This window comes from Dyella choica (assembly GCF_003977665.1).
GTDB classification, from domain to species: domain Bacteria; phylum Pseudomonadota; class Gammaproteobacteria; order Xanthomonadales; family Rhodanobacteraceae; genus Dyella_B; species Dyella_B choica.
The window spans coordinates 38039-60688 of sequence record NZ_RYYV01000015.1; the positions used below are offsets into that span (position 1 = coordinate 38039).

General features: G+C 62.0%; 20 protein-coding genes and 1 tRNA gene. 6 read left to right on the forward strand and 15 right to left on the reverse strand.

Annotated elements, in window-relative coordinates; all coding sequences use genetic code 11:
* The first annotated feature begins 22 nt into the window (after window positions 1–22).
* Entirely contained in the window at window positions 23–364 is a 342-nt protein-coding gene (locus EKH80_RS17340; RefSeq protein WP_126686049.1) for a 4a-hydroxytetrahydrobiopterin dehydratase, read from the forward strand.
* Entirely contained in the window at window positions 361–1875 is a 1515-nt protein-coding gene (locus tag EKH80_RS17345; RefSeq protein ID WP_126686050.1) for a CPBP family glutamic-type intramembrane protease, read from the forward strand. Before EKH80_RS17340 ends, EKH80_RS17345 begins: the two co-directional genes overlap by 4 nt.
* Window positions 1876–1942: 67 nt before the next feature.
* Here EKH80_RS17345 and EKH80_RS17350 read toward each other — a convergent pair whose 3' ends face one another.
* A complete protein-coding gene (locus EKH80_RS17350) occupies window positions 1943–2914 on the reverse strand; it encodes an RluA family pseudouridine synthase (protein WP_126686051.1) in 972 nt (323 codons plus the stop codon).
* A gap of 345 nt (window positions 2915–3259) precedes the next feature.
* Here EKH80_RS17350 and rne point away from each other — a divergent pair, with 345 nt between their 5' ends.
* On the forward strand, window positions 3260–6409 hold the full coding sequence (gene rne, locus EKH80_RS17355) for a ribonuclease E (RefSeq protein WP_425481160.1): 3150 nt from the start codon (window positions 3260–3262) through the stop codon (window positions 6407–6409).
* Between the two features lie 95 nt (window positions 6410–6504).
* Here the strand turns inward: rne and EKH80_RS17360 are convergent, their stop codons facing one another.
* Complete coding sequence (locus EKH80_RS17360; RefSeq protein WP_126686053.1) at window positions 6505–7155, reverse strand: response regulator; 651 nt, start codon at window positions 7153–7155, stop codon at window positions 6505–6507.
* A gap of 234 nt (window positions 7156–7389) precedes the next feature.
* On the opposite strand from EKH80_RS17360, the gene EKH80_RS17365 reads away from it, so the two are divergent.
* Together EKH80_RS17365 and EKH80_RS17370 are read left to right on the forward strand one after the other, a co-directional pair.
* A complete protein-coding gene (locus tag EKH80_RS17365) occupies window positions 7390–7635 on the forward strand; it encodes a hypothetical protein (RefSeq protein ID WP_126686054.1) in 246 nt (81 codons plus the stop codon).
* Window positions 7636–7744: 109 nt separating this feature from the next.
* Window positions 7745–7831 (forward strand) — tRNA-Leu (locus EKH80_RS17370).
* A gap of 51 nt (window positions 7832–7882) precedes the next feature.
* Here the strand turns inward: EKH80_RS17370 and EKH80_RS17375 are convergent.
* The 11 genes from EKH80_RS17375 to EKH80_RS17425 all read right to left on the reverse strand — a co-directional run bounded on the left by EKH80_RS17375 (window position 7883) and on the right by EKH80_RS17425 (window position 19059).
* Window positions 7883–9109 carry a CaiB/BaiF CoA transferase family protein gene (locus tag EKH80_RS17375; protein WP_126686055.1) on the reverse strand — a complete coding sequence of 409 codons (1227 nt, stop codon included), beginning with the start codon at window positions 9107–9109 and terminating at the stop codon, window positions 7883–7885.
* Window positions 9110–9143: 34 nt separating this feature from the next.
* Window positions 9144–9926 (reverse strand): enoyl-CoA hydratase-related protein, encoded by a 783-nt coding sequence (locus EKH80_RS17380; RefSeq protein ID WP_425481161.1) that lies wholly within the window; start codon window positions 9924–9926, stop codon window positions 9144–9146.
* Between the two features lie 174 nt (window positions 9927–10100).
* A complete protein-coding gene (locus tag EKH80_RS17385) occupies window positions 10101–11324 on the reverse strand; it encodes an acyl-CoA dehydrogenase family protein (protein WP_126686057.1) in 1224 nt (407 codons plus the stop codon).
* A 76-nt stretch (window positions 11325–11400) separates the two neighbouring features.
* Window positions 11401–12378: a 3-hydroxyacyl-CoA dehydrogenase NAD-binding domain-containing protein gene (locus tag EKH80_RS17390; RefSeq protein ID WP_126686058.1), complete on the reverse strand. Its 978-nt coding sequence runs from the start codon at window positions 12376–12378 to the stop codon at window positions 11401–11403.
* Window positions 12379–12530: 152 nt separating this feature from the next.
* Complete coding sequence (locus EKH80_RS17395) at window positions 12531–13211, reverse strand: YoaK family protein (RefSeq protein ID WP_230473770.1); 681 nt, start codon at window positions 13209–13211, stop codon at window positions 12531–12533.
* A gap of 13 nt (window positions 13212–13224) precedes the next feature.
* The gene (locus EKH80_RS17400) at window positions 13225–14637 is read right to left on the reverse strand and encodes an alginate export family protein (protein WP_230473771.1); all 1413 of its coding nucleotides are present in this window, start codon (window positions 14635–14637) and stop codon (window positions 13225–13227) included.
* A 148-nt stretch (window positions 14638–14785) separates the two neighbouring features.
* A complete protein-coding gene (locus tag EKH80_RS17405) occupies window positions 14786–15706 on the reverse strand; it encodes a VOC family protein (protein ID WP_126686059.1) in 921 nt (306 codons plus the stop codon).
* Between the two features lies 1 nt (window position 15707).
* Complete coding sequence (locus EKH80_RS17410; protein ID WP_230473773.1) at window positions 15708–16175, reverse strand: DoxX family protein; 468 nt, start codon at window positions 16173–16175, stop codon at window positions 15708–15710.
* 1 nt (window position 16176) lies between these two features.
* On the reverse strand, window positions 16177–18060 hold the full coding sequence (locus EKH80_RS17415) for an amidohydrolase (RefSeq protein ID WP_126686060.1): 1884 nt from the start codon (window positions 18058–18060) through the stop codon (window positions 16177–16179).
* Window positions 18057–18344 carry a XapX domain-containing protein gene (locus tag EKH80_RS17420; protein ID WP_126686061.1) on the reverse strand — a complete coding sequence of 96 codons (288 nt, stop codon included), beginning with the start codon at window positions 18342–18344 and terminating at the stop codon, window positions 18057–18059. Before EKH80_RS17420 ends, EKH80_RS17415 begins: the two co-directional genes overlap by 4 nt.
* 61 nt (window positions 18345–18405) lie before the next feature.
* On the reverse strand, window positions 18406–19059 hold the full coding sequence (locus EKH80_RS17425; protein ID WP_126686062.1) for a hydrolase: 654 nt from the start codon (window positions 19057–19059) through the stop codon (window positions 18406–18408).
* Between the two features lie 303 nt (window positions 19060–19362).
* Here EKH80_RS17425 and EKH80_RS17430 point away from each other — a divergent pair, with 303 nt between their 5' ends.
* Window positions 19363–19995: a response regulator gene (locus tag EKH80_RS17430; RefSeq protein ID WP_126686063.1), complete on the forward strand. Its 633-nt coding sequence runs from the start codon at window positions 19363–19365 to the stop codon at window positions 19993–19995.
* A 13-nt stretch (window positions 19996–20008) separates the two neighbouring features.
* On the opposite strand, the gene EKH80_RS17435 is transcribed toward EKH80_RS17430, so the two are convergent.
* Window positions 20009–20863 (reverse strand): sensor histidine kinase, encoded by an 855-nt coding sequence (locus EKH80_RS17435; RefSeq protein WP_126686064.1) that lies wholly within the window; start codon window positions 20861–20863, stop codon window positions 20009–20011.
* A gap of 202 nt (window positions 20864–21065) precedes the next feature.
* Window positions 21066–22322 carry an MFS transporter gene (locus EKH80_RS17440; RefSeq protein WP_126686065.1) on the reverse strand — a complete coding sequence of 419 codons (1257 nt, stop codon included), beginning with the start codon at window positions 22320–22322 and terminating at the stop codon, window positions 21066–21068.
* Window positions 22323–22650 lie beyond the last annotated feature (328 nt).

Below are 22650 nucleotides of genomic sequence, written 5' to 3' on the forward strand. Positions count from 1 at the left end.
TGAGCGAACGATGGAGATCGCCATGACTGCCCTTCCGCTATCCGCCCAGCATTGCTTGCCGCGCAAGGGCAAGGAACACGCGCTCGACGAGGCCGCCATCGGCGCATTGATGCCGTTGGTGCCCGGCTGGAAGCTCAGCGCACAAGGGGATGCGCTGGTGAAGGATTTCCGCTTCGAGAACTTTCATCACACGCTGGGCTTCATCAATGCGGTGGGCTACATGGCCAACCATGAGGACCACCATCCGGATATCGAGGCGGGCTACGGCCATTGCAAGCTGCGCTGGTCCACGCATGATGTGGGTGGCTTGTCGCTGAACGATTTCATCTGCGCCGCGCGCGTCGACGCCCTGCTCGAACGTTGAGCGAAAACCGGCGCCTGCAAACGGCGTTGACCTGCGCCGGCTACGTGCTGGTTGCAGTCGTCGTCTGCCTGGCGCTTGGCCGCCTGGCAGCTCACCTGACTGCCACGCAATTGCTTGACCAGGCCCAGCAGCAGCTCGCAAGGGTGCAGGCCGACCAGCCGCTATGGCAATGGCAGTTGCGTAAACCGCGCGACCTGATCGCGGGCCGCGCTTTCGGCAACGCCAGGGTAGCAAGTGATGACGGCAGCTTGCGCATCAGCAGCAATGATGGCGCACCGTTCGAGCTGGGCCTGCCGATCGCATGGTCGCTGGACCTGCGGCATTGGCCGATCCTGCAGCTGCAATTGCAAAGCAGCGCACCGGGCAAGCTGGGCCTGGTGTGGCAAGGCAGCCAGGCACCGGCCTGCGTCGTGCTGGTGGCGCATGCCCTGACGCCGGACACCAACAGCCTGCGCATCGATTTGCGCGATCTGAGCTGGACCGGCGCCGAACAGGCAGCGTGTGCGAAACCGGGCATCGCGCAAATGTTGCGGCTGCGCGTACTGCTGCCGCGTGGCGCGAGCTTGCGCATTGCCTCGGCGGCATTGCTGACCACCGAGCCCATGCCACACCCGCAAGACGCGGCGATCAACCTCCCGCAAGACGCCACGCCGCGGGACATCGAACGCGTCAGCGAGCGAGCGCAAGGCTGGCCGATGCCGCTGTTCCGCCTGCCCGCCGGCATCAGCGCGGAAGCCATGCTCGCGCTACGCGATCGATTGCGCGCGCAGTGGCCGGCTGCCTTGATCGTTCCCGCCGGCACGACACCGCAAGCCGAGCAGGCGAGCTCTGCGCCTCCCACCACGGCCTGGTTCGGCTGCATCGTCTATCTGCTGGCCCTGTTGTGGCTGGCGCTGCGCCCGGTCCAAAGCCCCTTGCGGCCCTGGATCGAAATCGCCGGCTGCCTGCTCGGCCCCGGTTGGCTGATCATGGGTCTGAATTGGGGGCTGCGCCCTGCCCCGCTGGGCTTGCTGGCGTTTGCTGGCGGTTTGGCGTACGCCCTGGCGATCGAGCGCCGCCACCTGCCGCGGCTATGGCGCTGGCCCGAAGCCGGCTCGCACTGGCTGTGGCCGCTGGCGATGCTGCCGCTCGCGATGGGCTTGGTCCTGGTCTTTGGCCACACGCTGCATCCGTTGCCGGCCGGCCACGTCATCGCCTATTTCGCCTGGGCCTGGCTACAGCAATGGCTGATGCTAGTCGTGCTGCAGCACCGCTTCGAGCAGATCGTGCATCGGCCGGCCTGGGCGATCGTGCCGGTGGCGATAGTGTTCGCCCTGCTGCACACACCCAACGGGACGCTGATGCAGCTGTGCCTCCTCAGTGAGCTGGGCTGGGCGTGGTGTTTTCTGCGCTCGCGCAGCGTGTTGCCGATCGCGCTGGCGCACGCGCTTTGCGCCTTGCTGGTGGAGGCCGCCCTGGCGGGCGGACCGCTTCTGCGCTCGCTGGAAGTCAGCGCGCGCTTCTATTTGTAATCGCTGGGATGACGATCCGAGCATCGAGGGCAGCAAAAAGCTGGGATTGTCATCCCAGCCTACTATCTCAGCGCTTTCTGCTTTTTTCTTGAGGGCGCAGCGCATCCAGCACGGACCTCAAGTCATCCGGCAACGGCGCCGAGAACCCATAGGACCGGCCGTCCAGTTCAAACGACAGGTGCGAGGCATGCAGGAACAACCGATGCAGCCCCCGCTCACGGAAGCGCTTGTTCGCCTCCTTGTCACCGTACTTGGCGTCCCCCGCCAGCGGATGGCCGACGTGCGCGGCATGCACACGGATCTGGTGCGTGCGGCCGGTGCCCAGGGTGGCCTGCATCAGGCGCGCGCCGGAGTAATGCTCCATCTCGCGAAAAAAAGTCAGCGAGGGTTTGCCGTCGTCCGCCACCCGCACCATCCGCTCGCCGCCCTGCAAGACCGACTTCTTCAACGATGCGTTGACGTCGAACTTGGCCTTTTGCGGGTGCCCCACCATCAGGCACAGGTATTGTTTGGTGACCTCGCCGGCGCGGATCGCAGCCTGCAGACCGGTCAGCCCGGCGCGGGTACGGGCGAACACCAGCACCCCGCTGGTATCGCGATCCAGGCGATGCACCAGCTCCAGATGCTCCTTGGGCCGCGCCTGCCGAAGCAGTTCGATCGCCCCGAAACTCACCCCGCTGCCGCCATGGCTGGCCATGCCGGCCGGCTTGTCGATGACCAGGAAATGCTTGTCCTCGAAGATCACCGCCGCCTCGACGGCGGCGATAGCCGCCTGGGGAGCCCCCTCTTCGGCCGGACGCTCGGCGACCCGCACCGGGGGAATACGTAGCATATCGCCCTGGCTGAGACGGGTATCCGGCTTGGCGCGCTTGCCGTTCACGCGCACCTGGCCGGTGCGCAGGAGCCGGTAAATCATGCTCTTGGGTACGCCCTTGAGCAGGGTCATGAGGGCGTTGTCGATGCGCTGGCCGTCGCGCTCCGGACCAATCTCTACTTGACGCACCCCTTGAGGTACATCGGGGGAAGTTGCCGTCTGCATTGAAAAAAACCTGGGTTGAGAGGATACTCGCCTGGCGCTCAGCCCGGTCCACCGACATCCGTTGAGGATCAGGCGCCCGCCTGTTACGCCGGCAAGGTTCGCTCCGGTCGGCCGTCTTGGCAGCCGGTTGCAAACACCCTTTCATCGTAACGGTTCGGGTAGCCGCTTGTCCGGTTTTCTTGCCTGACACAGTGGCGTGCGTGCATCGAATCATCCCGGTATCGGGAACGTTACCGTTCATTTTTGCCGCTTTACCGCAGCGGCGCGATCCCCGGAGAGGCCGCCACACCAGGCGCCCCCGCGGCGCGCGACGCGCGGCCAAGCCGAGGAATCACAATGAAAAGAATGTTGATCAACGCAACTCAGCGTGAAGAGTTGCGTGTGGCCATCGTGGATGGCCAAACCTTGTACGACCTTGATATTGAAATCCCTTCCCGCGAACAGAAAAAAGCCAACATCTACAAGGGCCGCATCACCCGCGTCGAACCCTCCCTCGAAGCCTGCTTTATCGACTACGGCGCCGAACGCCATGGCTTCCTCCCCCTGAAGGAAATCGCCCGCGAGTACTTCGCATCGGGCCACGACCCCTACAAGTCCAACATCCGCGACCTGCTCAAGGAAGGCCAGGAAGTGGTGGTGCAGGTGGAGAAGGAAGAGCGCGGCAACAAGGGCGCGGCGCTGACCACCTTCATCAGCCTGGCCGGCCGCTACATGGTGCTGATGCCGAACAACCCGAAGGCGGGTGGCGTTTCGCGTCGCATCGAGGGCGAAGACCGGCAGGCACTGAAGGAAGCACTGGAGCATCTGAGCGTCCCGGACGACATGGGCCTGATCGTGCGCACCGCCGGCATGGGCCGCGACGCCGAAGAGCTGCAATGGGACCTCGACTACCTGCTGCAGCTGTGGAAGGCGATCTCCCAGGCGGCCCAGGCGCAGAAGGCGCCGTTCCTGATCTACCAGGAATCGAAGCTGTTCATCCGCGCCCTGCGCGACTACCTGCGCAACGACATCGGCGAGATCCTGATCGACGAGGAGTCCCTCTTCCAGGACGCCCGCGACTTCATGCAGCAGGTGATGCCCAACGCCCTGCGCAAGCTGAAGCTGTACAAGGACGACACCCCGCTGTTCTCGCGCTACCAGATCGAAACCCAGATCGAGAGCGCCTTCGACCGCACCGTGCGCCTGCCCTCCGGCGGCTCGATCGTGATCGACCAGACCGAAGCGCTCACCGCCGTCGACATCAACTCCTCCAAGGCCACCAAGGGCGGCGATATCGAGGAGACCGCGTTCAACACCAATCTTGAAGCGGCGACCGAGATCGCCCGCCAGCTGCGCATCCGCGACGCGGGCGGCCTGATCGTGATCGACTTCATCGACATGGACAGCCCCAAGCACCAGCGGGAAGTCGAAGAACGCCTGAAGGACGCCGCCAAGCTCGACCGCGCACGCATCCAGATCGGCCGCATCTCGCGCTTCGGCTTGATGGAGATGTCGCGCCAGCGCCTACGCCCTTCGCTGGGTGAAGCCACGCAGATCGTCTGCCCGCGTTGCGAAGGCCACGGCCATATCCGCAGCGTGGAATCGCTCTCGCTGTCGACCCTGCGCCTGATCGAAGAGCACGCCATGAAGGACAACACCGGCCAGGTGCTGGTGCAGGCGCCGGCCAGCGTGGCAAACTTCATGCTCAACGAAAAGCGCGCCAGCGTGGTCGAGATCGAGCTGCGCAACAAGGTGCACGTGGTGATCGTGGCGGACGACAAGCTCGACACGCCGCACATCGAGATCCAGCGCATCCGCGAATCGGAAATGGGCGAGCACAGCAAGCCCAGCTACGAGCGCCTCACCGCCGAAGAAGCGAACGTGGTGCGCAAGATGGGCCAGATGCTCGGCAGCAGCGAGCAGCCTGCGGTCACCGGCATCGTGCCCAGCAGCCCGGCCCCGCTGCGTGAAGAAGAACCAGCGGCCGCCGCACCGGTCGCCAAGCAGCAACGCCAGCCGGCGCCGGCGCCGGCTGCCGCGCCCACCCCGGCGGTGGCGCAGGGCGGCTTCCTGAGCAAGCTGTTTGGTCTGTTCCGCGGCAACGGCGCCGCGACTCCGGCGCCCGCCCCTGCCCCGGCCCCGGTGGCGGCGCGGCAGGAAACCTCGCGCAACAAGCCGCAAGACAACCGCCGCGGCGAACAGCAGCGTGCGCGTGGCGAGAATCAACAGCAGCGCCAGAACCAGCCACAGCGTGAAGGCCGCGGCGCGGCGCAGCAGCAGCAACAGCCCAAGGGCCAGAATCAGCAACGCCAGCGCCAGGAGCGGCAAGATCGGCAGGAGCAGCAGCCGCGCCAGCAGCAGGGCAAGCAAGAGCAGCAGCCACGCCAGCCGAAGGCTGCGCAGGCCAACGAAGCGGCGGCAGCCGAGCAGCGTAACAAGCAGCAAACGGCCGAACCCGCCAAGCAGCCTCAGCCGGAACGCCAGCGCCAACCGCAAGCGGAACGCCAGCCCCAGCAACCGGTAAACCCGCCGGCCAGCAAGCCGGTGGAAGCGCCAAAGCCGGCCGCAGAACCTGACGTACCCGTCGCAGCAACCGAAGCTGAGGGTGTCATTGCCGAAGCCGAAGCCGCCGCAGCGGCAGAAAGCAGTGGTCAGTCGCGCCGCCGTCGTGGCCGCCGCGGTGGCCGTCGCCGTCGTCGCCATGAAGGCGCGACCGCCGCCGATGCCAGCCAGCATGACCAGGCCAACGCGCTGGACCTGGATGACGAAGATCGTGATGACGTTGACGCGCCCGAAGAGCAAGCCGAAACGCTTGGGACAAAGCCGGATGTATCCGCTCCCACCGTTTCGCACGTTCCTGCCGCACCGGCCGTGATGCACGCCGCCGCGCCGACTGAAAACCACGCACCCGCGACGGTGAAGCCGGCGATCGCCGAGGCGGCCCCGGCCAAGCAGGCTACGATCGAGCCGGAAGCTGCCGTGGCCATCGAAGATAGCCATGCCGCCGCCCCACCGATCGTTACTCCGGCGCCGGTACCGTCATCGTTCAACCTGCCCGTGCTTCCGCCCATTCCGGTACGCGAAGCCGTGGTCGAAGCCGAATCACTCGTCACTGCCGAGGAAATTGTTGCGCCGCCTCATCAGCACGACGAGATTTCGGTAGCCCACGCCGAGGTGGTCACCGTGAAGGTGCCGCACGAGGTAGCGCCAGCGGCCAACGAAACCAGCGTTGTGACCGAATCGAGCGTGATCGCCGAGGTCAAACACGCGAACGAACCCGTGCTGGTCGAACCCTCGGCAACCGCTCCTGCGCACGAAGAGCAGCCGGTAGTGGTGACGCCTGCGCCGATCATCCATCAGCCCGAACAAGGCGACCTGCTCTCCACGCCGTTGCATCAGCATGCGTCGACTGCACCGCTGCATGGTCATGGCGAGGAGCATGCCCAGACCAAGTCGCCGGCAGTGGAAGACGACGAGCTACACCTGAACCAGCAGCGTGACGGAAGGCTTTCCTGATGCACTAGCGGTTCGCGAAGCCTAGGCAAGCAAAAGGGCTGGACATCACGTCCGGCCCTTTTGCTTTTGCAAACCTTTGAGGAAAGCTTTTTTGCTTAGTTGCCGACCTGGTTATTGTGCGTATCCAGCAGGCCGTGCACGGTCATCAGGTGGGCCAGGCTGATCACGTGATCCACCTGCAGCTTCTCCATCAACCGCTGCTTGTAGGTGGAAACCGTCTTGGGGCTCAGGCTGAGCTGCTCCCCTATCGCGGTAAGCGCCTTGCCGCGCACCAGCATCATGGCAACTTCCAGCTCACGGCTGGACAGCGTATCGAAGGGGGAGCCTTCGCCGTCAAGCGTTGCCAACGCCAGCTGCTGCGCCACCGCCGGCGCCAGGTAGCGGCGGCCGCCGGCCACCTGGCGCACCGCATTGAGCAGTTCCTCGGCGGCGCAGCTCTTGGTGAGATAGCCGTGTGCACCGGCATCCAGCAGGCGCTTCGGAAAGCGGGCATCCTCCACCACCGTCACCACGATCACGTGCGTACGCAGCTTTGCGCGCACGATCCGCTCGGTCAGCTCGATGCCGCTCATGCCCGGCATGTGCACGTCGACCAGCGCGATGTGCGGCTTGCTGGTCCGGATCACGCGCAAGCCGTCTTCGGCGTTGGCTGCTTCGCCACAAACGCGGATGTCCGGCTGCTGCAGGATCATCCGGAAGCCGGTCCTGACCAGCTCATGGTCATCCACTAGTACCACGTCAATCATCTAGCGCCCTCCTTGGTTGGAAACAATGCCCCCGCAAAGTAGGCGCGTCGTCGGCACATTGCAAGTCGATAACCCTCAGTCTGGTAAGGTTTTTTCATCTTGGGCCAATCCTCACAGGCCTCGTAGGAAAATGCCTACATACGCGTCCCCATTTTGGTGCCATTATTGGGAAAGTAGTTCAAGTGGAAGTGGTAAGTCAGGTGTTTCGCCCACCCCTGCCTTGGGAGCGTATCGATGGTGATCTACTCGCTTAGACAGTCGCCAGATGGAGATTGGAGCATTCGAAGGGATTCGGCCACGCTGTTCAGCCAGCTGCGCCTCGGTCCCGCCATTCAACTGGCGCGTGAAACCGCCCGCGACGAGTACAACCGCTCAGGCCGCAGCACCTGCGTGGAAATGCCCGGCCCCGCGTCCACCATCCGGCTGGCGCAATACGCGCATCCGGGACAGGTACTACCGATACAAAGCGCGGTGGCCTGATCCTCGTCCAAACAAACTCGTCCAAACAAAACGGAGCCGACGGCTCCGTTTTCGTAAGGCGCATGTTACGATCCGCGCGCCTGTAGCCGGTCATTCGGCAGTCCTCCCCGCCCGGATGGCGAAACAGGTAGACGCAAGGGACTTAAAATCCCTCGGCCGCAAGGCTGTGCGGGTTCGAGTCCCGCTCCGGGCACCAACGGCAAACCTCACACTTTCCGCCGAATCATTCCACCGGGATGGCGTTCGGCTAGACGGCGGCTTCCTTGACTTTCGGAATGGCGCCACTCTCACGCAAACCATCGATTTCGCTTGCGCTGAATCCGAGCTGCTGCAGAATCTCATCGTTGTGTTCGCCAATGTTTGGAGCGCGCTTGGCGGCCACCTTGGCGACGCCGTGGACCTGCATCGGACTGCTGATGGTGGAAGTCAACTTGCCGCCTGCGCCCTCGAGCGGTACGACGATGTCATTGGCACGCAGCTGAGGATCCGCGATGACCTCTTGCGGGTTACGCACCGCACCGAATGTCACGTGGACGCCGCTGAACACCTTGTACCAATACTCCATCGGCTGCGCGCCGAAAAGCTCGTCCAGGATGGCCGTGAGTTGCGGTCTGTTCTCCAGCAACTGCGCGGGATCGGAGAATCTTGGATCGGTGAGCAGATCGGGGCGGCCGATCGCCTTGGCCACGGCCTCCAATTTGTCGGATGTGACGACCAGGACGAACCAGGTGTCATCGGCGGCACGATAGACGTTCATTGCCGCATTCGCCGGATTTCTGCGGTCGTGCAGCGCAAAGAATTTTGCGTCGCACAGGGCAGCCTGGATCGAAACGCTGGCGGACCAGATGCCTTCGGCAAGCAGCGAGGTCGTGACACGTGCACCCTCCCCCGTACGCTCGCGGCGATACAGGGCAGTGACAATCGCCGAATACAGACCGACTGCGGTCGCATTGTCGCCACTGCCCGCCACCGGCCAGGTCGGTGGTGCGCCGGCATCGCGCGTCATCGACAGCAAACCGCTGCGAGCCCAGTATGCAGTGATGTCGAAGCCCGGAAGATCCGCGTCGGGCCCATTCTCGCCAAAACCCGTAAGGTCCGCATAAATCAGCCGCGGGTTCCAGCCCACCACATCCTCATATTCAAGCTTCAGTCGCGCGCGTGCCGGATGCGGTGTATTGACGATCAGGACGTCGGCCCATTTGACCAGCTTTTCGATCACCTGCCTGGCGTCGGGTGATTTCAGGTCCAGCGCCATGCCCCGCTTGTTGCGGTTGGCCAGGTGCCAAGGATAGGCATCTTCGGCGACCGGTTGCGGCGGGATGTTATTCGCGTGTCGCCACAGGTCACCGTTCGGCGGCTCCACCTTGATCACATCGGCGCCGAAGTCGGACAGGATCACCGCAGCACTGGGACCTGCAATGAAGCTCGCCAAATCCACCACTTTCAGTCCGGAAAAAATGTTTTCGCTAGCCATATCCGTCTCTTCTGATTCGATGCAGGTGGCGACTTCAGTGCCCTCGAAAGTGAGGCGCACGTTTCTCCAGGAAGGCGGAAGTACCTTCCTGCTTGTCTTCGGTGGCAGCGCAGATGCCGAAGTAGGCAGCTTCCAACGCAAGGCCATCGCTCTGGCCGGCTTCCAACCCCTTGTTCACGGCATCCAAGGAATACTTCACGGCGATCGGCGCGTTGGCCACAATCTGCCTGAGGATGGCCTCGGCGCGTTCCATCAGGCCATCCGCAGCAACAACTTCGTTGACGAGGCTCATGCGATAGGCCTCCTGCGCAGAAATCGTTTCACCCGTGAGTATCAGCTGCAAAGCGCGGCCCTTGCCTACCAGGCGAGGCAAACGTTGCGTTCCGCCACCACCGGGCAGCAGACCCAGCTTCACTTCCGGCTGCCCGAATTTGGCGTGTTCCGTGGCAATCCGCATCGTGCAGGCCATGGCCGTCTCGCAGCCGCCGCCCAGCGCAAAGCCATTGATCGCCGCGATCACCGGTTTGCCGAGATTTTCCACCAGATCCAGCACACGCTGCCCGAGCCGGCTGGATTGCTCTGCCTCGTAGGCACCCAAATGCGCGAGTTCGCTGATGTCGGCGCCGGCAATGAATGACTTGTCGCCTGCGCCGGTAAGGATCACGCCGCGCACCGAGGTGTCAGCCTTCGCATCCTCGAATGCCGTCTGCAAATCGGCCCATGTCGACGTATTCAGTGCGTTGAGCACCTTGGGACGATTGACCGTTACGTAGGCGATCGAATCCTTCTTCTCGTACAGAACGTTTTGGAGGCTCAACCCTGTCGCTGGAGATGGCTCGGGTGTCGAGGCGGATAGGGGAGAGGTCATTGCAAGGATCCTCCAGCTGCAGCTTTGAACCTAATGAACTCGGGCTGGCGCCTTTCCAAGTCGGTCACGATCTCCTGCATTTCCCTCTCCCTGGATTTTCTTGTCTGCTTGCCGCGGCGCGCATCAAACAAAGGCGCCATAACCGGTGATGGCTTTACCGACGATCAGGTTCTGCATTTGATACGTGCCTTCATACGAATAGAGTGCCTCAGCGTCAGCGAAGAAACGGCCAACGTCGTAGTCGGCGAGAATGCCGTTGCCACCTAGCAACTCGCGCCCCCACGCGACGGTTTCGCGCGATTTGGACGTGCAGAAGGCCTTCGCAAGCGCCGCCTGGTGATCGCTGAGTTTCCCTTCGTCATCGAGTTGCGCAAGCCGCAACATCAGGCACTGGCAAGCCGTCACGTTGGCGAGCATCTTTGCAAGCATGTCCTGCACCATCTGGAAGGAAGCGATCGGCTTGCCGAACTGCAATCTTTCCTGGGTGTATTTGAGCGTTGCCTCGAACGCGCCCATCTGGATGCCGGTGGAAGCCCAACCCACCATGTAGCGAGTCATCCGCAGCACGCGCGCCGTATCGCGGAACGAGTTGCCGCCCTGCAGGCGGTTCGCCTCCGGCACACGTACGTCTTTTAACGTGATCTGTCCGTTCTGGACCACCTTCAGCGCGATCTTGTGCTCCATCTTCTCCACACTGAAGCCCGGCGTGGTCTTGTTCTCGACGATGAAACCCTTGACCTGGTTGTCGTCCACGTCGCGCGCCCAGATGATAGAAATGTCGCACCATGGCGAGTTGCCGATCCATCGCTTCTGGCCATTGAGAACCCAACAGTCGCCGTTGCGCTTCGCCGTAGTGGTCATGCCGCCAGCCGTTCCCGACCCGACCAAGGGCTCGGTCAGCCCGAAGCAACCGATTTTCTCCCACCGCGCCATCGGCGGCAGCCACTTCTGTTTCTGCTCTTCCGATCCGTCCAGGTAGATCGAGCCCATCGCAAGGCCGCTGTGCACGCCGAAAAACGTGCACATCGATGCATCGGTGCGCGCCAGTTCCATCGCAACGTAACCGAACAGCTTCTGGCTGCCGCCTGCGCAGCCATAGCCTTCATAGCCAAGCCCGCCGATGCCCAGTTCCTTGAACGAAGGCAGCAGTTCGAACGGAAATGCATCATCCGACCAATACTTGTTGATGATCGGGCGGACCTTGGTCTCCATGTACGTCCGCACTTTTTTGACGATGGCCCGCTCCTCCGCCGTGAGAAGCTCGACCAGCAGATAGAAATCGCCGTTCGGTATCGGTATGGGCTTCGCGCCGCCGTCCTTGCTTGCTGCAGTTGCTGCTGTAGACATTTCAGACTCCGATTTCTTCGGCTCGCTAGCCGGAAAAAGTGAAAACGTGTGATCGAACGTGCGCCAACACTCAGCCTCACGTGACCGGCGCCGCCGATTTCATTTGGCTAGACTTCTCAACCTTGTTGCGCAGCTCAAGCAGTCCGAGCAGCACTTCATCGCGCTCCGACGCAAGTTCGTCGATCGAACGCGAACCGATCTCGGCATGCAGGCCGTCGATCAGCTTCTGTTGGACGTCAGGCGTGAGCTCCGGGGACCCCAGCACTTTCCACCAGGCGGTCATCGGCCCGGTGAATTGCTGGAAGAAGTGCTCGATGCCGCCTTGGCCGCCACCGAGATGATTGAGCAGCACCTGGCCCATGATGCCCCAGCGCAGACCAGGGCCCCAGCACAAGGCAGTATCGACGTCCGCAACGCTGACGACGCCATCGGCGACAAGGTGGTAGACCTCCCGCGCCAGCGCGGCCTGCAAGCGATTCGCTACGTGCCCGGGCACTTCCTTGTTCAAGCGGACGGTTCGCTTGCCAAGGCTCGTATAGAATTCGGCCACGCGCTCGATCGTCTCTCGGGATGTCTTTGCACCGCCGACGATCTCGACCAGGGGAACCAGATGCGGCGGATTGAAGGGATGCGCGATGACGCAACGTTCAGGATGCTTTTCGCACGCCGACTGGATTTCGCTCATGGTCAAGCCCGACGAGCTTGAGGCGATGATGACACCGGGATGCAACAACTCATCCAGCTGGCGATAGAGCGTCTTCTTGAACTCGATTCTCTCCGGTCCGTTCTCCTGCACCAGATCGACGTCCTTGATGGCATCAGCAAGGTTGGCCGTGAACGACACTCTGCTCTGCGAAGCGTCCGCGGCCAGTCCAAGCCGCTGCAGCACCGGCCAAGCTGCTGCAATGAAGCGCTTCAACGCTGCTTCTGCATCCGGTGCAACGTCTGTCGCTACCACATCCAGACCTTTGGCAAGGAAGAGTGCTGCCCAACTGGCGCCAATCACCCCCGTGCCGATGATCGCAACCCGGCGGATGGGCTTGTTAGGGGACATGTCACTTCTCCTTCGGGTACAGGCGCTCAGGGCTGTGCCGCTACCATGCCGCGAAGGTCGATTGCCGTATTGGACGAAACCATCACCGTGAGAACGATTGTGCCGCCACCCGAAGCCGTCTAACCGGAACCGGCCTGGTCACTGTCTTGTCATTATTTTGTTTTTGCTTCGTTGTGCAGATAGGCCAAGGTCGCAGTGAGCGGGAGCAGCACGAAGCACTTGACGCTGAAGATGGCAAACAGCAGCGCGCCGCAACCGCAGCCCAGCGCGAACACGGCAACATTGAAGCTGAAACTGATCAGGCGGGCATCGATCGCCGACCTTTGCTCCGCGCTCAGGCCTCCATGCCATTTGTCCGCCAGGTCCAGCATGATTTGCGTGGTGGTTCCGGTCATCAGCGTAGACGGCGGCGCGTAGGACAGATGGACCCGATGGACCGCATTCTGCACCGCCATGGCGGTGACGAAGATCATGCCGACGGCGACCGTCCCGAATTCATCTGCGGCAGGGAAAGGACCGAGCGTCCACGCCAGCGACGCTCCCACGATCAGCAGCAGCCACTCCAACAGAAACAGCGTACGCAGGATAGGCCGGCCCAATTCTGCCAGCTTGTAGTGCAGCAGGCGCACGCCCAACACCACGATGCAAAAGACGGGCAACGCCAATATTTTCGCCAGCGTGCCGCTCGATCGAAACACGAGCGCGGCCCCCAGCGTCACGAAGTTGCCGGTTACGTGCGCAGTAAAGAGCCCGTGCAGCGCCAGAAATCCGGCCGTATCGATGTAACCGGCATTGAAGCTGAGCACGGTTGGAAGCTTTGGCATTTTCAACATGGTTTCTCCTTCATCACCATCCCCAGCGAAGTTCAAGTTCCAGGTAATGGGAGTCGTGTCCGCCGCTCTGTCTGAGCGCCTGGGCCACCCAGTAGCGATCCCATTCAGCGTCGAACGAAAGGCTGCGCGAGACGGTCCAGCTCGCCTGCAGTTGTACGTAGGTACTGCTGCGTTTTCCACCCTTCCCCGCCGTACCAGGTACCGGGATATCCGGTTGCGCGTAGATGGCGTCGTGCGTCGTCTGGCGCCACAGCAAGCCGATGGCAGCGATCAGCTTCAACGGCTGCCGTGGATTGAGCGTGATGGAGGGTTTGACGTGGATGAAATTCGTGTAGCCGGTATAGCCGGACAAGGTTACGTAGTACCCGTTCGGGAAGAGCGGATTGAAGGTGCCTATATGCCGGTCGGACAGGTTGCGGTCGCCGGATGCGGCGTCCCATTGCAGCCCAAGTCGCGGCGTCCAGCCCAGGCCTGAAAAGGTATAGCCGGCCAGCGACCCGAACGCCCAGGCATCCACGTCCCTGGAGCCGATGCTTCCGCCCTGGCGCATGCCTTCGATATCCCAATCCAGCCCTCGATAGTTGCCGTTGTAGTGCAGGTCGACGCTTTGCCGGGTCTCATTGCCCGAGCCTGCGAGGAAGTGCACGTTGTCTTGTTTGAATTGGGAATAGCTGACGCTCAATTCACTCGTGGCGCTCATGCGATGCTGCACACGAACACCGCTGAAAGTCAGGTGGCGATTACTGAAGTCATCGAAGGCGGTTTGATTGCGATACTGCACGGGCTGGCTGGTGAATCCCGTGAAGCGCCAGTCCTTGTTTTCGTAGTCCATCCAAATAGCGTCATAGGCCTGCCGTACATTCGGGCCATCCCTGACGGACACGAATCGTTGCAGGTCGAACGCAATTTCCTGTCGTCCGATTCTCAACTTCAACGCGCCATCGCCCAGCTTTGCCCGCGTATCCAGGAACAGCAAGCGCAGGTCCAGACGGTTGGCATCGACCGGCGATGGCCGTGAGAGCCAGGGCGCCAGGGCATTTTCCAGTTGCAGGAACACGCGCGTATCGGTCGTGATGTGAGCATCGGCATGCAACTCCAGGCGGTGCAGCAGGTAGTCCTGATGCCGGCCGTGCGTAACACCGAACAGCGGCGGATCGGTGCTCACGAATCGCTCGCGCAGGGTCAGCCCGAACGACAGGTAGCGGTACGGATCGGCGGCCGCCAGCGGCAGGTATTTCAGGGCATCTCCTGGCTGCCGCGGAACGCGAGGATCGGCCAGTACGGACCAATCCTCTTCCCATCGATAGAAGGCAATCGCCGGACGCAGTGGCACAGGCTGGACTTCGGCGGCCTGGGGTACCTGACCGAGGGTGAACGGGCTATCGCCATTGGCGCACGCCATGGTCAGCAGTAGCAGGCACCCCATTCCCACGAATCTCTCCAAGTGAGTAGGCTGGGATGACAATCCCAGCTCTGGAAGGCCACATGGAAGCTGGGATTGTCATCCCAGCCTACAAAAGCCGGCACGCTGGGAACGCGCCGGCTCCGGCAAGCCTGCAACGCCTGGAAGCTGCTCAATGCGTCTTGGAGGCGTGAATCTCGGCGATGTAACCACCCGGAAATTGCACCATGGCCGCGCTGCGGTCAGCAGCCTCGTAACGAGGCACCAGGATCTTGGCGCCGGCCGCTGTCGCTTTGGCGAGCGTCGCATCGAGATCGCTCACTTCGTAACCAGAGATCTCATGGCCGTAGGGATACGGCAGATGCCCATCGGTCACGTTCACCTGCATCTTGCCGAAGCCGGACACGATACGAATGCGCCGGTAGGTTTGACCGGCCTTGCCGATTTCGACGGCATCCGCCTTGCGATCGTCGGATACGACCTTGCCGTGCGAGAAACGCAAAAAATCCTTCACGAAGCGGTCCGCCTCATCCGCCGAAACATAGACGCGATTGTCAGGCACGGTCTGAAGCGGGTCGTAGTGCGGAGCCGTGAAGTGCCAATACAGCTGCATTTTTACGCCACCGGGCCACTGGATCACCGTATCCAGGCCGATGGGATCCTTGAATTTGTCGACGATGACTTCCGCACCGGCGTCGCGCGCCTGCTTGATCGCTTCATCCATGTCCGTAACGAGATAGCCGGTACGCTCCTGACCGAACGGATAAGGAATCGGCGTCAGGAAACCGAATGTCGAAAGCGTGCCTGCGGGCGTCCAGACGTACTGCAGATCCGCGTTGCTGGGCACGGGCAGCACATTGGTCGTGCCCCGTTTGGACGGCTTGCCGCCAAATGTCGCGGTAAAGCTGTTGACGAAGCTGTCGAAATCGGCGGGCGCCACGTAGACGTGGGTGGTGTCGTATTGCGGGCCTACCGAGACGCCCTGTAGCGCGGAGGCTTCCTTGGCGCTGGCCGGTGCAAGGATCGACATGGACAAGGCCATGGCGGCCACGGCGGCTGTCGGGAAGCCGAGTTTGAACGATCGTGTGAACATGCTATGCCCCACTGTTGGAATGACGGGCCGGTTCCTGGCGGCTCCGGATCTTGTGCAAGAACATCGCCGCGAAAACCATGCCTGAGATCAGGGCGATGTGCTCCATGAAGGTATTCATCTCGGCAAACCGCTGCGCGCCTTCCAGCTTCCAGAACGCGTGAGCGAGGTACGTTGCCATGGCGGTGAATACGGCCAACGCGCCTGCTCCAAGCCACGCCAGGCGATTAGTGATGATCGCCAGCGAGCCGCCCAGCTGCACCAGCAGCAGCAGGCCATACATTGCCCATGAGGGCGGCAGCCCGGTGGCCTGGAACTCGGCCAACGCCGCCATGGGATGGAACAACTTTTCGATACCGCTCCACCAATAGGGCAGCGTCAGTCCGATTCTGGCCAGGACGTTCGTTCCCTTCCAGTCCAGCATGGCGCGGATCAGTTCGGGCGTACCGCCAGTGAGGCTCGATGTCGTCATGTCATACCGCCCAGCAGGCACAGCCCAAGGCGCCCCAGAAGGATTTTAAATCCGCTTCGGCGATCGGCAGGTTCGTCGACCACGCGCGTGGATGATTGTGGCCATGGATCGCGCAGCCGCCGCAGTCGCAGGCATGGACCTGATTCATCGCAGCGGGCGCCTGGCCATTGCCCCATGCCGCATAGCCACCGTAGCGTCGCACTGGCGACCATTCCGGCATGGCCGGAGGCAGCGGCCGATCGTCGAACTGCTGGAACCCGTTCGCACCATAGACCACTTTTCCGCCCACGATGGTCAGATCGGAAGTGATATCGGCAATGTCCGCCTCGGCACAGGAGAAGAAATCCCGCGTCGGTACGATCAGGTCGGCCAACTGCCCCACCTTGATCTGGCCCTTCGATCCTTCCTCGTTGGAGAACCAGGTAACGTACTGCGTCCACATGCGCAACGCCGTTTCGCGATCGACACAGTTGTGCTGCGGGTAGATCCGCATGCCGCCCACCGTCCGGCCCGTCACCAGCCACGAGAGTGATACCCAGGGGTTGTAGGAGGCGACGCGCGTCGCGTCTGTACCGGCGGAAATGCGAACGCCTTTTTCCAGCATGCGTGCAACCGGCGGCGTGGCGGCCGCAGCGGCCGCACCGTAGCGCTCCACAAAGTATTCGCCCTGATACGCCATCCGGTGCTGTACGGCGACGCCGCCTCCGAGCGCGGCAATCCGGTCCATCGACCGCTCGGTGATGGTTTCGGCGTGATCGAAGAACCAATGCAGGCCCTTGAGCGGGATATCACGGTTGACCCTTTCGAACACATTGAGCGCACGTGTAATCGTTTCGTCGTACGTCGCATGCATGCGCCACGGCCAACGATTCTCCGCCAGCACGCGCACCACATCTTCGAGCTCGCCTTCCATCGACGAGGGCATGTCCGGGCGGGGCTGCCGGAAGTCTTCGAAGTCCGCCGCCGAGAACACCAGCATTTCGCCGGCGCCGTTGTGCCGGAAATAATCATCGCCCTGCTTGTATTTGGAGGTCTTCGTCCAGTTGAGGAAGTCCTCTTTCTCGGCCTTGGGCTTTTGCGTGAACAGGTTGTAGGCGAGCCGGATGGTCAGATGTCCGTCCTGGGAAAGCTGGCGAATGACTTCGTAGTCTTCGGGATAGTTCTGAAACCCTCCGCCTGCATCGATCGCGCCGGTTACGCCCAGGCGGTTCAGGTCGCGCATGAAATGCCGCGTCGAATTGAGCTGGTATTCGAACGGCAGCTTGGGCCCTTTCGCCAACGTGGCGTACAAGATGCCCGCGTTTGGCTTTGCCAGCAGCAAGCCGGTCGGGTTGCCGTCGCCGTCACGTACGATCTGCCCACCGGGAGGTTCCGGCGTGTCCTTGGCATAGCCCACGGCGCGCAAGGCGGCGGCGTTGAGCAAGGCACGATCATAGAGGTGCAACAGGAACACCGGCGTATCGGGAGCCACGGCATTGAGCTCATCGATAGTTGGCAGCCGCTTCTCCGCGAACTGGTGTTCGGTGAACCCGCCCACGACACGCACCCATTGCGGTGGTGGCGTGATGGCAACCTGCTGGCGCAACATGGCCATGGCATCGGCCAGCGAGCGCACGCCATCCCAGCGCAGCTCCATGTTGAAATTGAGGCCGCCGCGAATGATGTGCAGGTGGTTGTCGATCAGACCCGGCAATACCGAGCGGCCCTTGAGGTCGATGACGCGCGTACCTGATCCAGCCAGCGCCATGACATCGTGGTCGCTTCCGACCGCCGTGAACCGCCCGCCGGCCATGGCCACTGCGGTTGCGGCCGGCTTGCCGGTGTCGAGCGTCGTAATTCGTCCGCCATGCAGGACAAGTTCGGGGATGGCAGTGGACGGGCTCATGACGCGTCCCTCCGCTGCGGTGGTGCGTCAGCGGCTTTTTTCGGGAGCTGCCCGCAAGGCAATTGGCCGAACACGTGCGGCTTGACCTGTTGCCCTACCCATGCGGTGGTGCTGGCCTGCCGGCTGACCACCTGCTTGAACCACGGTGGAATCTGCTCGCCGATGAGGATCCCCAGCAATCCGACCAGCGCGATCACCGGCGGTGCCGGCGAGCGCACGTTGATCAGTCCGTAAACGATGCCTACCAAAAGGCCGGCAGCAAGCGATAGCAGATACGGCTTCATCGAACTTTTCCTACGTCTGGTTGACACGACCGACCGCGCTCAAGGCACTGCCCGCAAGGGATCAGCCGCCTTCCGCATGAAACATCGTCTTGGCGTAGATCACGCCAAGGCCGTAGCTGCCACCGTAGATCTTGGCAATACCCGTCGTGCTCTCATAGGTTTCCGTACGCGCCCAGTCGCGCTGCAGTTCAAGCAGGTACTGCAATGACGTCATGGGCCGGGCTCCCGCTTGTATCATGCGATCCATGGCACGGTTGTGCGCCTCGAGGGAAACGTCACCGCATGCATCGGCCACGACGTATACCTCAAAGCCCTGCTCCAGGGCCGAGAGTGTGGGACCGACGATGCAAACGGACGTCCACAGGCCACCGAAGACCAGCCGCGTCTTGCCGATCGCGTTGACCTGCTTGATCACCGCCGCATCTTCCCAGGTATTCATGGAGGTGCGATCGATCAGCGCCTGGCCGGGAAACGGCTCGGTCACCTCGGCGAACATCGGACCGGAGAAACTTTTCTCGGCAACGGTGGTGAGTATCGTCGGCACTTTGAAGCTGGCTGCGGCCCTGGCGATCAGGCCGGCGTTGTTGCGCAAATTGATCGCGTCGATCGAGTGCGTCGCGAACGACATCTGCGACTGGTAGTCGATCAGGATCAAAGCGTGATCTTGCGGGGTCAGCAACTGGGAGCCTGGCACGGGTTTCGCGGTGATGGTCATGACGATGCCTCGATGTAGTGTGGGCGAACACGCCGATCAGGTAACAAGACTGCACGCTGCGGCGAACGATCATGGCGGCACGCGATATGCTTGCCGCTTCGGCAGTGCTCCGCGCGTCTTTCATACGCGCCCATAGTTCAGCTCGTTGACGATGCCTCAACAACCCTAAGGAAAGGGAGCTTGAACTCACCCTGATGGGTGATGATCAGGATTGTCCATTGTGCGTGGGACCCGCTTGTGATTGACTGGTGCGGCTCGGACGCAGGACCGATGGCGGCATAGCCATTTTTTGGAGGCTTGCCCATGAACGCTGAAGTTTCCCGTATTCGCATCATGATGGTCGACGACCATCCCTTGTTCAGAGAGGGTGTGGCCGCCGTGCTGGCTACGCAACCGGACATGGAACTGGTGGCGGAAGCCCAGGACGGCGAGGATGCGATTGCGCGGTTCCGCCAATGCCAGCCCGAGATCACGCTGATGGATCTGCAAATGCCAGGCATGAGCGGACTGGATGCCCTTCGACACATCCTGCATGAATGTCCGAAGGCACGCATCATCGTGTTGACGACGTATCAGGGCGACATGCAAGCGACGCGCGCGCTGCGCGCCGGTGCCGCCGGTTACCTCGTCAAGAGTACATTGCGCAAGGAGCTGCTGTTCACCATCCGGCAAGTGCACAAAGGCCATCGGCATGTCCCGCTGGAGGTGGCGCGCATCATGGCCGAATACTCGGCGGATGACATTCTCAGCGTGCGCGAACTGCAAGTCCTGGGTCATGTCGCGGGAGGCTATTCGAACAAACGAATCGCCACACACCTGGGCATTTCGGTCGAAACCGTCAAGACTCACATGAAAAGCATCCTGGCGAAGGTCAAGGCGAAGGACCGAACCGAGGCAGTGGTCATCGCCATGCGCCGTGGCTATATCGACGCGTGAGTGAAGCGCTGCTTTATCTTGTTTTCGTGGTGCCAGGTGATAGCTGCGTCAGCGTGGCCCAACGAGCGGGTCGCCTAGTGATATAGGCGACATGGGACGGAACCTGCAGTTCGACCGCCGTACCCTGTCCCTGCAGCGAGGAAATCGAGCAGCTGCCACCGATGCATTGCGCGCGCTCGCGCATCCCCCTGAGTCCCCAATGGCCTGGTTTATAGCCTGTCTCCAGGATGTCAGGATCGATGCCGATCCCGTTGTCCTGCACCCGCAGCAGAAATTGCTTGGACTCGAACGCCATGTCCATGGCTATCGTCGTGGCCCGCGCATGCCGGAAGGCATTGAGCATGGCTTCGCGGCCGATCAGATAGATCTCTTCGAGAATGACCGGATCAACCTCGCGCCGGGTTCCGTGCAGGAACAATTGAAACTTCGCGGGGTTTTCCGCCTGAAGCTCCATGCCCAGCGATTCAAAGGTCATCGCCAGATCCTTGGCGGCGCCTTCGCTCAAGCGCAAATCGTGAACCCGGTCGCGTCCGTCCACCAACACTTCCTCCGCACGCGTAAGCGCCTGATCGATCCTGGCTCGAATGGGGTCGCCCTCCGGAATCTGTTCGGCAATGGCCTGAAAGCGCAGAATCAAACCCTGGATGCCCTGCAGCAAGGTGTCGTGAAGCTCGCGCGCGATGCGTTCGCGCTCCGCATGCCGTACCTCCAGGCGATCACGCAGCCTGGCCGCCATCTGCCGGTACCGAAATACGGCGAGGCCGATTACGACGGCCATCGCCAGCGCGATGTAGCCCATCGAATACCAAGTAGTGAGATGCTGTGTCATCGCCGTCATGCGCTTGCCCCCTGTGAAGGGTTTGTCCATATTCTAGCTTTCTTGCCATGGCAAGCTCCCCCACCCGAGGGATACCGAACAAATGGTGTACCCATGGCCGATGCATGTACGTTTTGGGGAAAAGCAGCGGTGCATCGGATCAGCGCCATGTCTCCGCAGCGCGTAGGCTGGGATGGCAATCCCAGCACCAGGATGGCGAGAGGAAGCTGGGATTATCATCCCAGCCTACACATCAGCCTCCCTGCTCTGGCCGCTTCCCCGTCTCGCGCAACGTAAACGACACCAGCAACGCCAACGCGATGACGGCGACCCAGAACAGGCCCGACTCAAAGAAGTGAAACTCCGGATTGATCGCCGGCGCGCCCATCGTCTTGCCGATATGTTTGGAAAAGACCGGCCCCAGCAGCGCCGTGACACTGAAGGTGATGAAGTTGATGGCGCCGGTTGCGCTGCCCTTGACGTGGTCCGGATTGACCTCCTTGATGATCGTGTACGGAATCATCGCCGCACCGGAGGAAATGCCGAAGACGAGCAGCGTGATCCAGCTGGGCAGCGCCCCCGGAAGAAACGTCAGTTGCAAGGCGCAGGCAAGCATGGCGCTTACGCCGATGAGCAGTGCGAGTTTTCTACGATGCAGGGCATCGGCCAGCCAACCGAAGAGCGGGCAGCCGAACACCCAGCCGAAGGGCACCATCGAGATGGCGAAGACGGCGTCGTGGTAGCTGAACAGTCGGTCTTCCTGGAACAGCCGGACGCCCCATACCATGTCGCCGATGGTCGTCGGAGCGAATAACAGGCCTGCAACGATGCCGCAGATGTAGGACTGCGGATTGCTGAGTACGACCTTGTAGGGGCCAAGGAGACTGCGCTTTTCGCCGGCCTTCGCCGCATGATCTTCGCGCGGCGTCATGAGCAGCAATCCCACCGCAACCAGCAACACCACAACGCCCATCCCCATCCAGAATTGAGCCGTACTGACCAGGCCATGGATAAGCGGCCCGACCGCTATTTGCCCCATTGTGCCGCCCAGCATGCCGAAGCATTGGGTAAATCCGATCGCCGTCGCCAGGCGCTTGGCGGAGAAGCCACGCGAAGCCAGATACACCGCTCCGGTAAAGGCGAAGGCCGAACCGGCGCCCTGCAGGAGGCGCCCGATGCTGCCCATGGAAGCGTCGGGAATGGCGAAAAGCACGCAGCCCATGGCAAGCAACGCCATGCCGGCAGGCGCGACGTAACGGGCGCCGAAGCGATCGAGCAGCACGCCCGCAACCAGGCTGGTGGTGGAATAGGTGTAGTAGTAATAGCCCAGGATGGTGCTGACGCCGAGGGTGGTGACAGCAAACGCCTTGGACAACTCGGGAAGCATGACCGCCGGTGCCGAGCGCGATGCGTACTCCAAAAAGTAGAAAACCGCGGCAAATCCCCAGGCTATGGCGTAAGCGATTGCCAGCCTTTTGCCGGCTTGAATGGCTACGCTCTTCACGTTCATGGCAGCACCTTGACGCTCTTGCCAACGCGATGGGAACTGTAGCGAACGCCCCCTGCCCCTTCGTCCCCCAAACGGGTAGTTATGCGTCTGAAGCCATGACGGTTTCATCCAAATTGCGCCATGCTTGTCCAAGCCGCTCATGCCTGAGCGGCAACGAGGACAGTGTTCCGGCTACTTTTCGGCTTTTATGCGAGTAAAGCGAAGCTTGCGAGCGCCAATGGGGGTGATGCTTAATATGGGCTCGCGCGTTGCTCGGTCTTGCTTCATGGGCATGCATGCCGCCGGCATTGCAGCCCTCGTATCAGCCAGACGACGGGTCCGCCAGCAG

Coding starts and splice junctions, on each gene's coding strand:
- EKH80_RS17400 (WP_230473771.1), bottom strand. CDS start 14,637: ATGGGGTGCCTGCTACTGCTGACCATGGCGTGCGCCAATGGCGATAGC.
- EKH80_RS17410 (WP_230473773.1), bottom strand. CDS start 16,175: ATGACGACATCGAGCCTCACTGGCGGTACGCCCGAACTGATCCGCGCC.
- EKH80_RS17340 (WP_126686049.1), top strand. CDS start 23: ATGACTGCCCTTCCGCTATCCGCCCAGCATTGCTTGCCGCGCAAGGGC.
- EKH80_RS17435 (WP_126686064.1), bottom strand. CDS start 20,863: ATGGACAAACCCTTCACAGGGGGCAAGCGCATGACGGCGATGACACAG.
- EKH80_RS17395 (WP_230473770.1), bottom strand. CDS start 13,211: ATGTTGAAAATGCCAAAGCTTCCAACCGTGCTCAGCTTCAATGCCGGT.
- EKH80_RS17365 (WP_126686054.1), top strand. CDS start 7,390: ATGGTGATCTACTCGCTTAGACAGTCGCCAGATGGAGATTGGAGCATT.
- EKH80_RS17375 (WP_126686055.1), bottom strand. CDS start 9,109: ATGGCTAGCGAAAACATTTTTTCCGGACTGAAAGTGGTGGATTTGGCG.
- rne (WP_425481160.1), top strand. CDS start 3,260: ATGTTGATCAACGCAACTCAGCGTGAAGAGTTGCGTGTGGCCATCGTG.
- EKH80_RS17350 (WP_126686051.1), bottom strand. CDS start 2,914: ATGCAGACGGCAACTTCCCCCGATGTACCTCAAGGGGTGCGTCAAGTA.
- EKH80_RS17405 (WP_126686059.1), bottom strand. CDS start 15,706: ATGTTCACACGATCGTTCAAACTCGGCTTCCCGACAGCCGCCGTGGCC.
- EKH80_RS17385 (WP_126686057.1), bottom strand. CDS start 11,324: ATGTCTACAGCAGCAACTGCAGCAAGCAAGGACGGCGGCGCGAAGCCC.
- EKH80_RS17390 (WP_126686058.1), bottom strand. CDS start 12,378: ATGTCCCCTAACAAGCCCATCCGCCGGGTTGCGATCATCGGCACGGGG.
- EKH80_RS17415 (WP_126686060.1), bottom strand. CDS start 18,060: ATGAGCCCGTCCACTGCCATCCCCGAACTTGTCCTGCATGGCGGACGA.
- EKH80_RS17440 (WP_126686065.1), bottom strand. CDS start 22,322: ATGAACGTGAAGAGCGTAGCCATTCAAGCCGGCAAAAGGCTGGCAATC.
- EKH80_RS17425 (WP_126686062.1), bottom strand. CDS start 19,059: ATGACCATCACCGCGAAACCCGTGCCAGGCTCCCAGTTGCTGACCCCG.
- EKH80_RS17420 (WP_126686061.1), bottom strand. CDS start 18,344: ATGAAGCCGTATCTGCTATCGCTTGCTGCCGGCCTTTTGGTAGGCATC.
- EKH80_RS17430 (WP_126686063.1), top strand. CDS start 19,363: ATGAACGCTGAAGTTTCCCGTATTCGCATCATGATGGTCGACGACCAT.
- EKH80_RS17360 (WP_126686053.1), bottom strand. CDS start 7,155: ATGATTGACGTGGTACTAGTGGATGACCATGAGCTGGTCAGGACCGGC.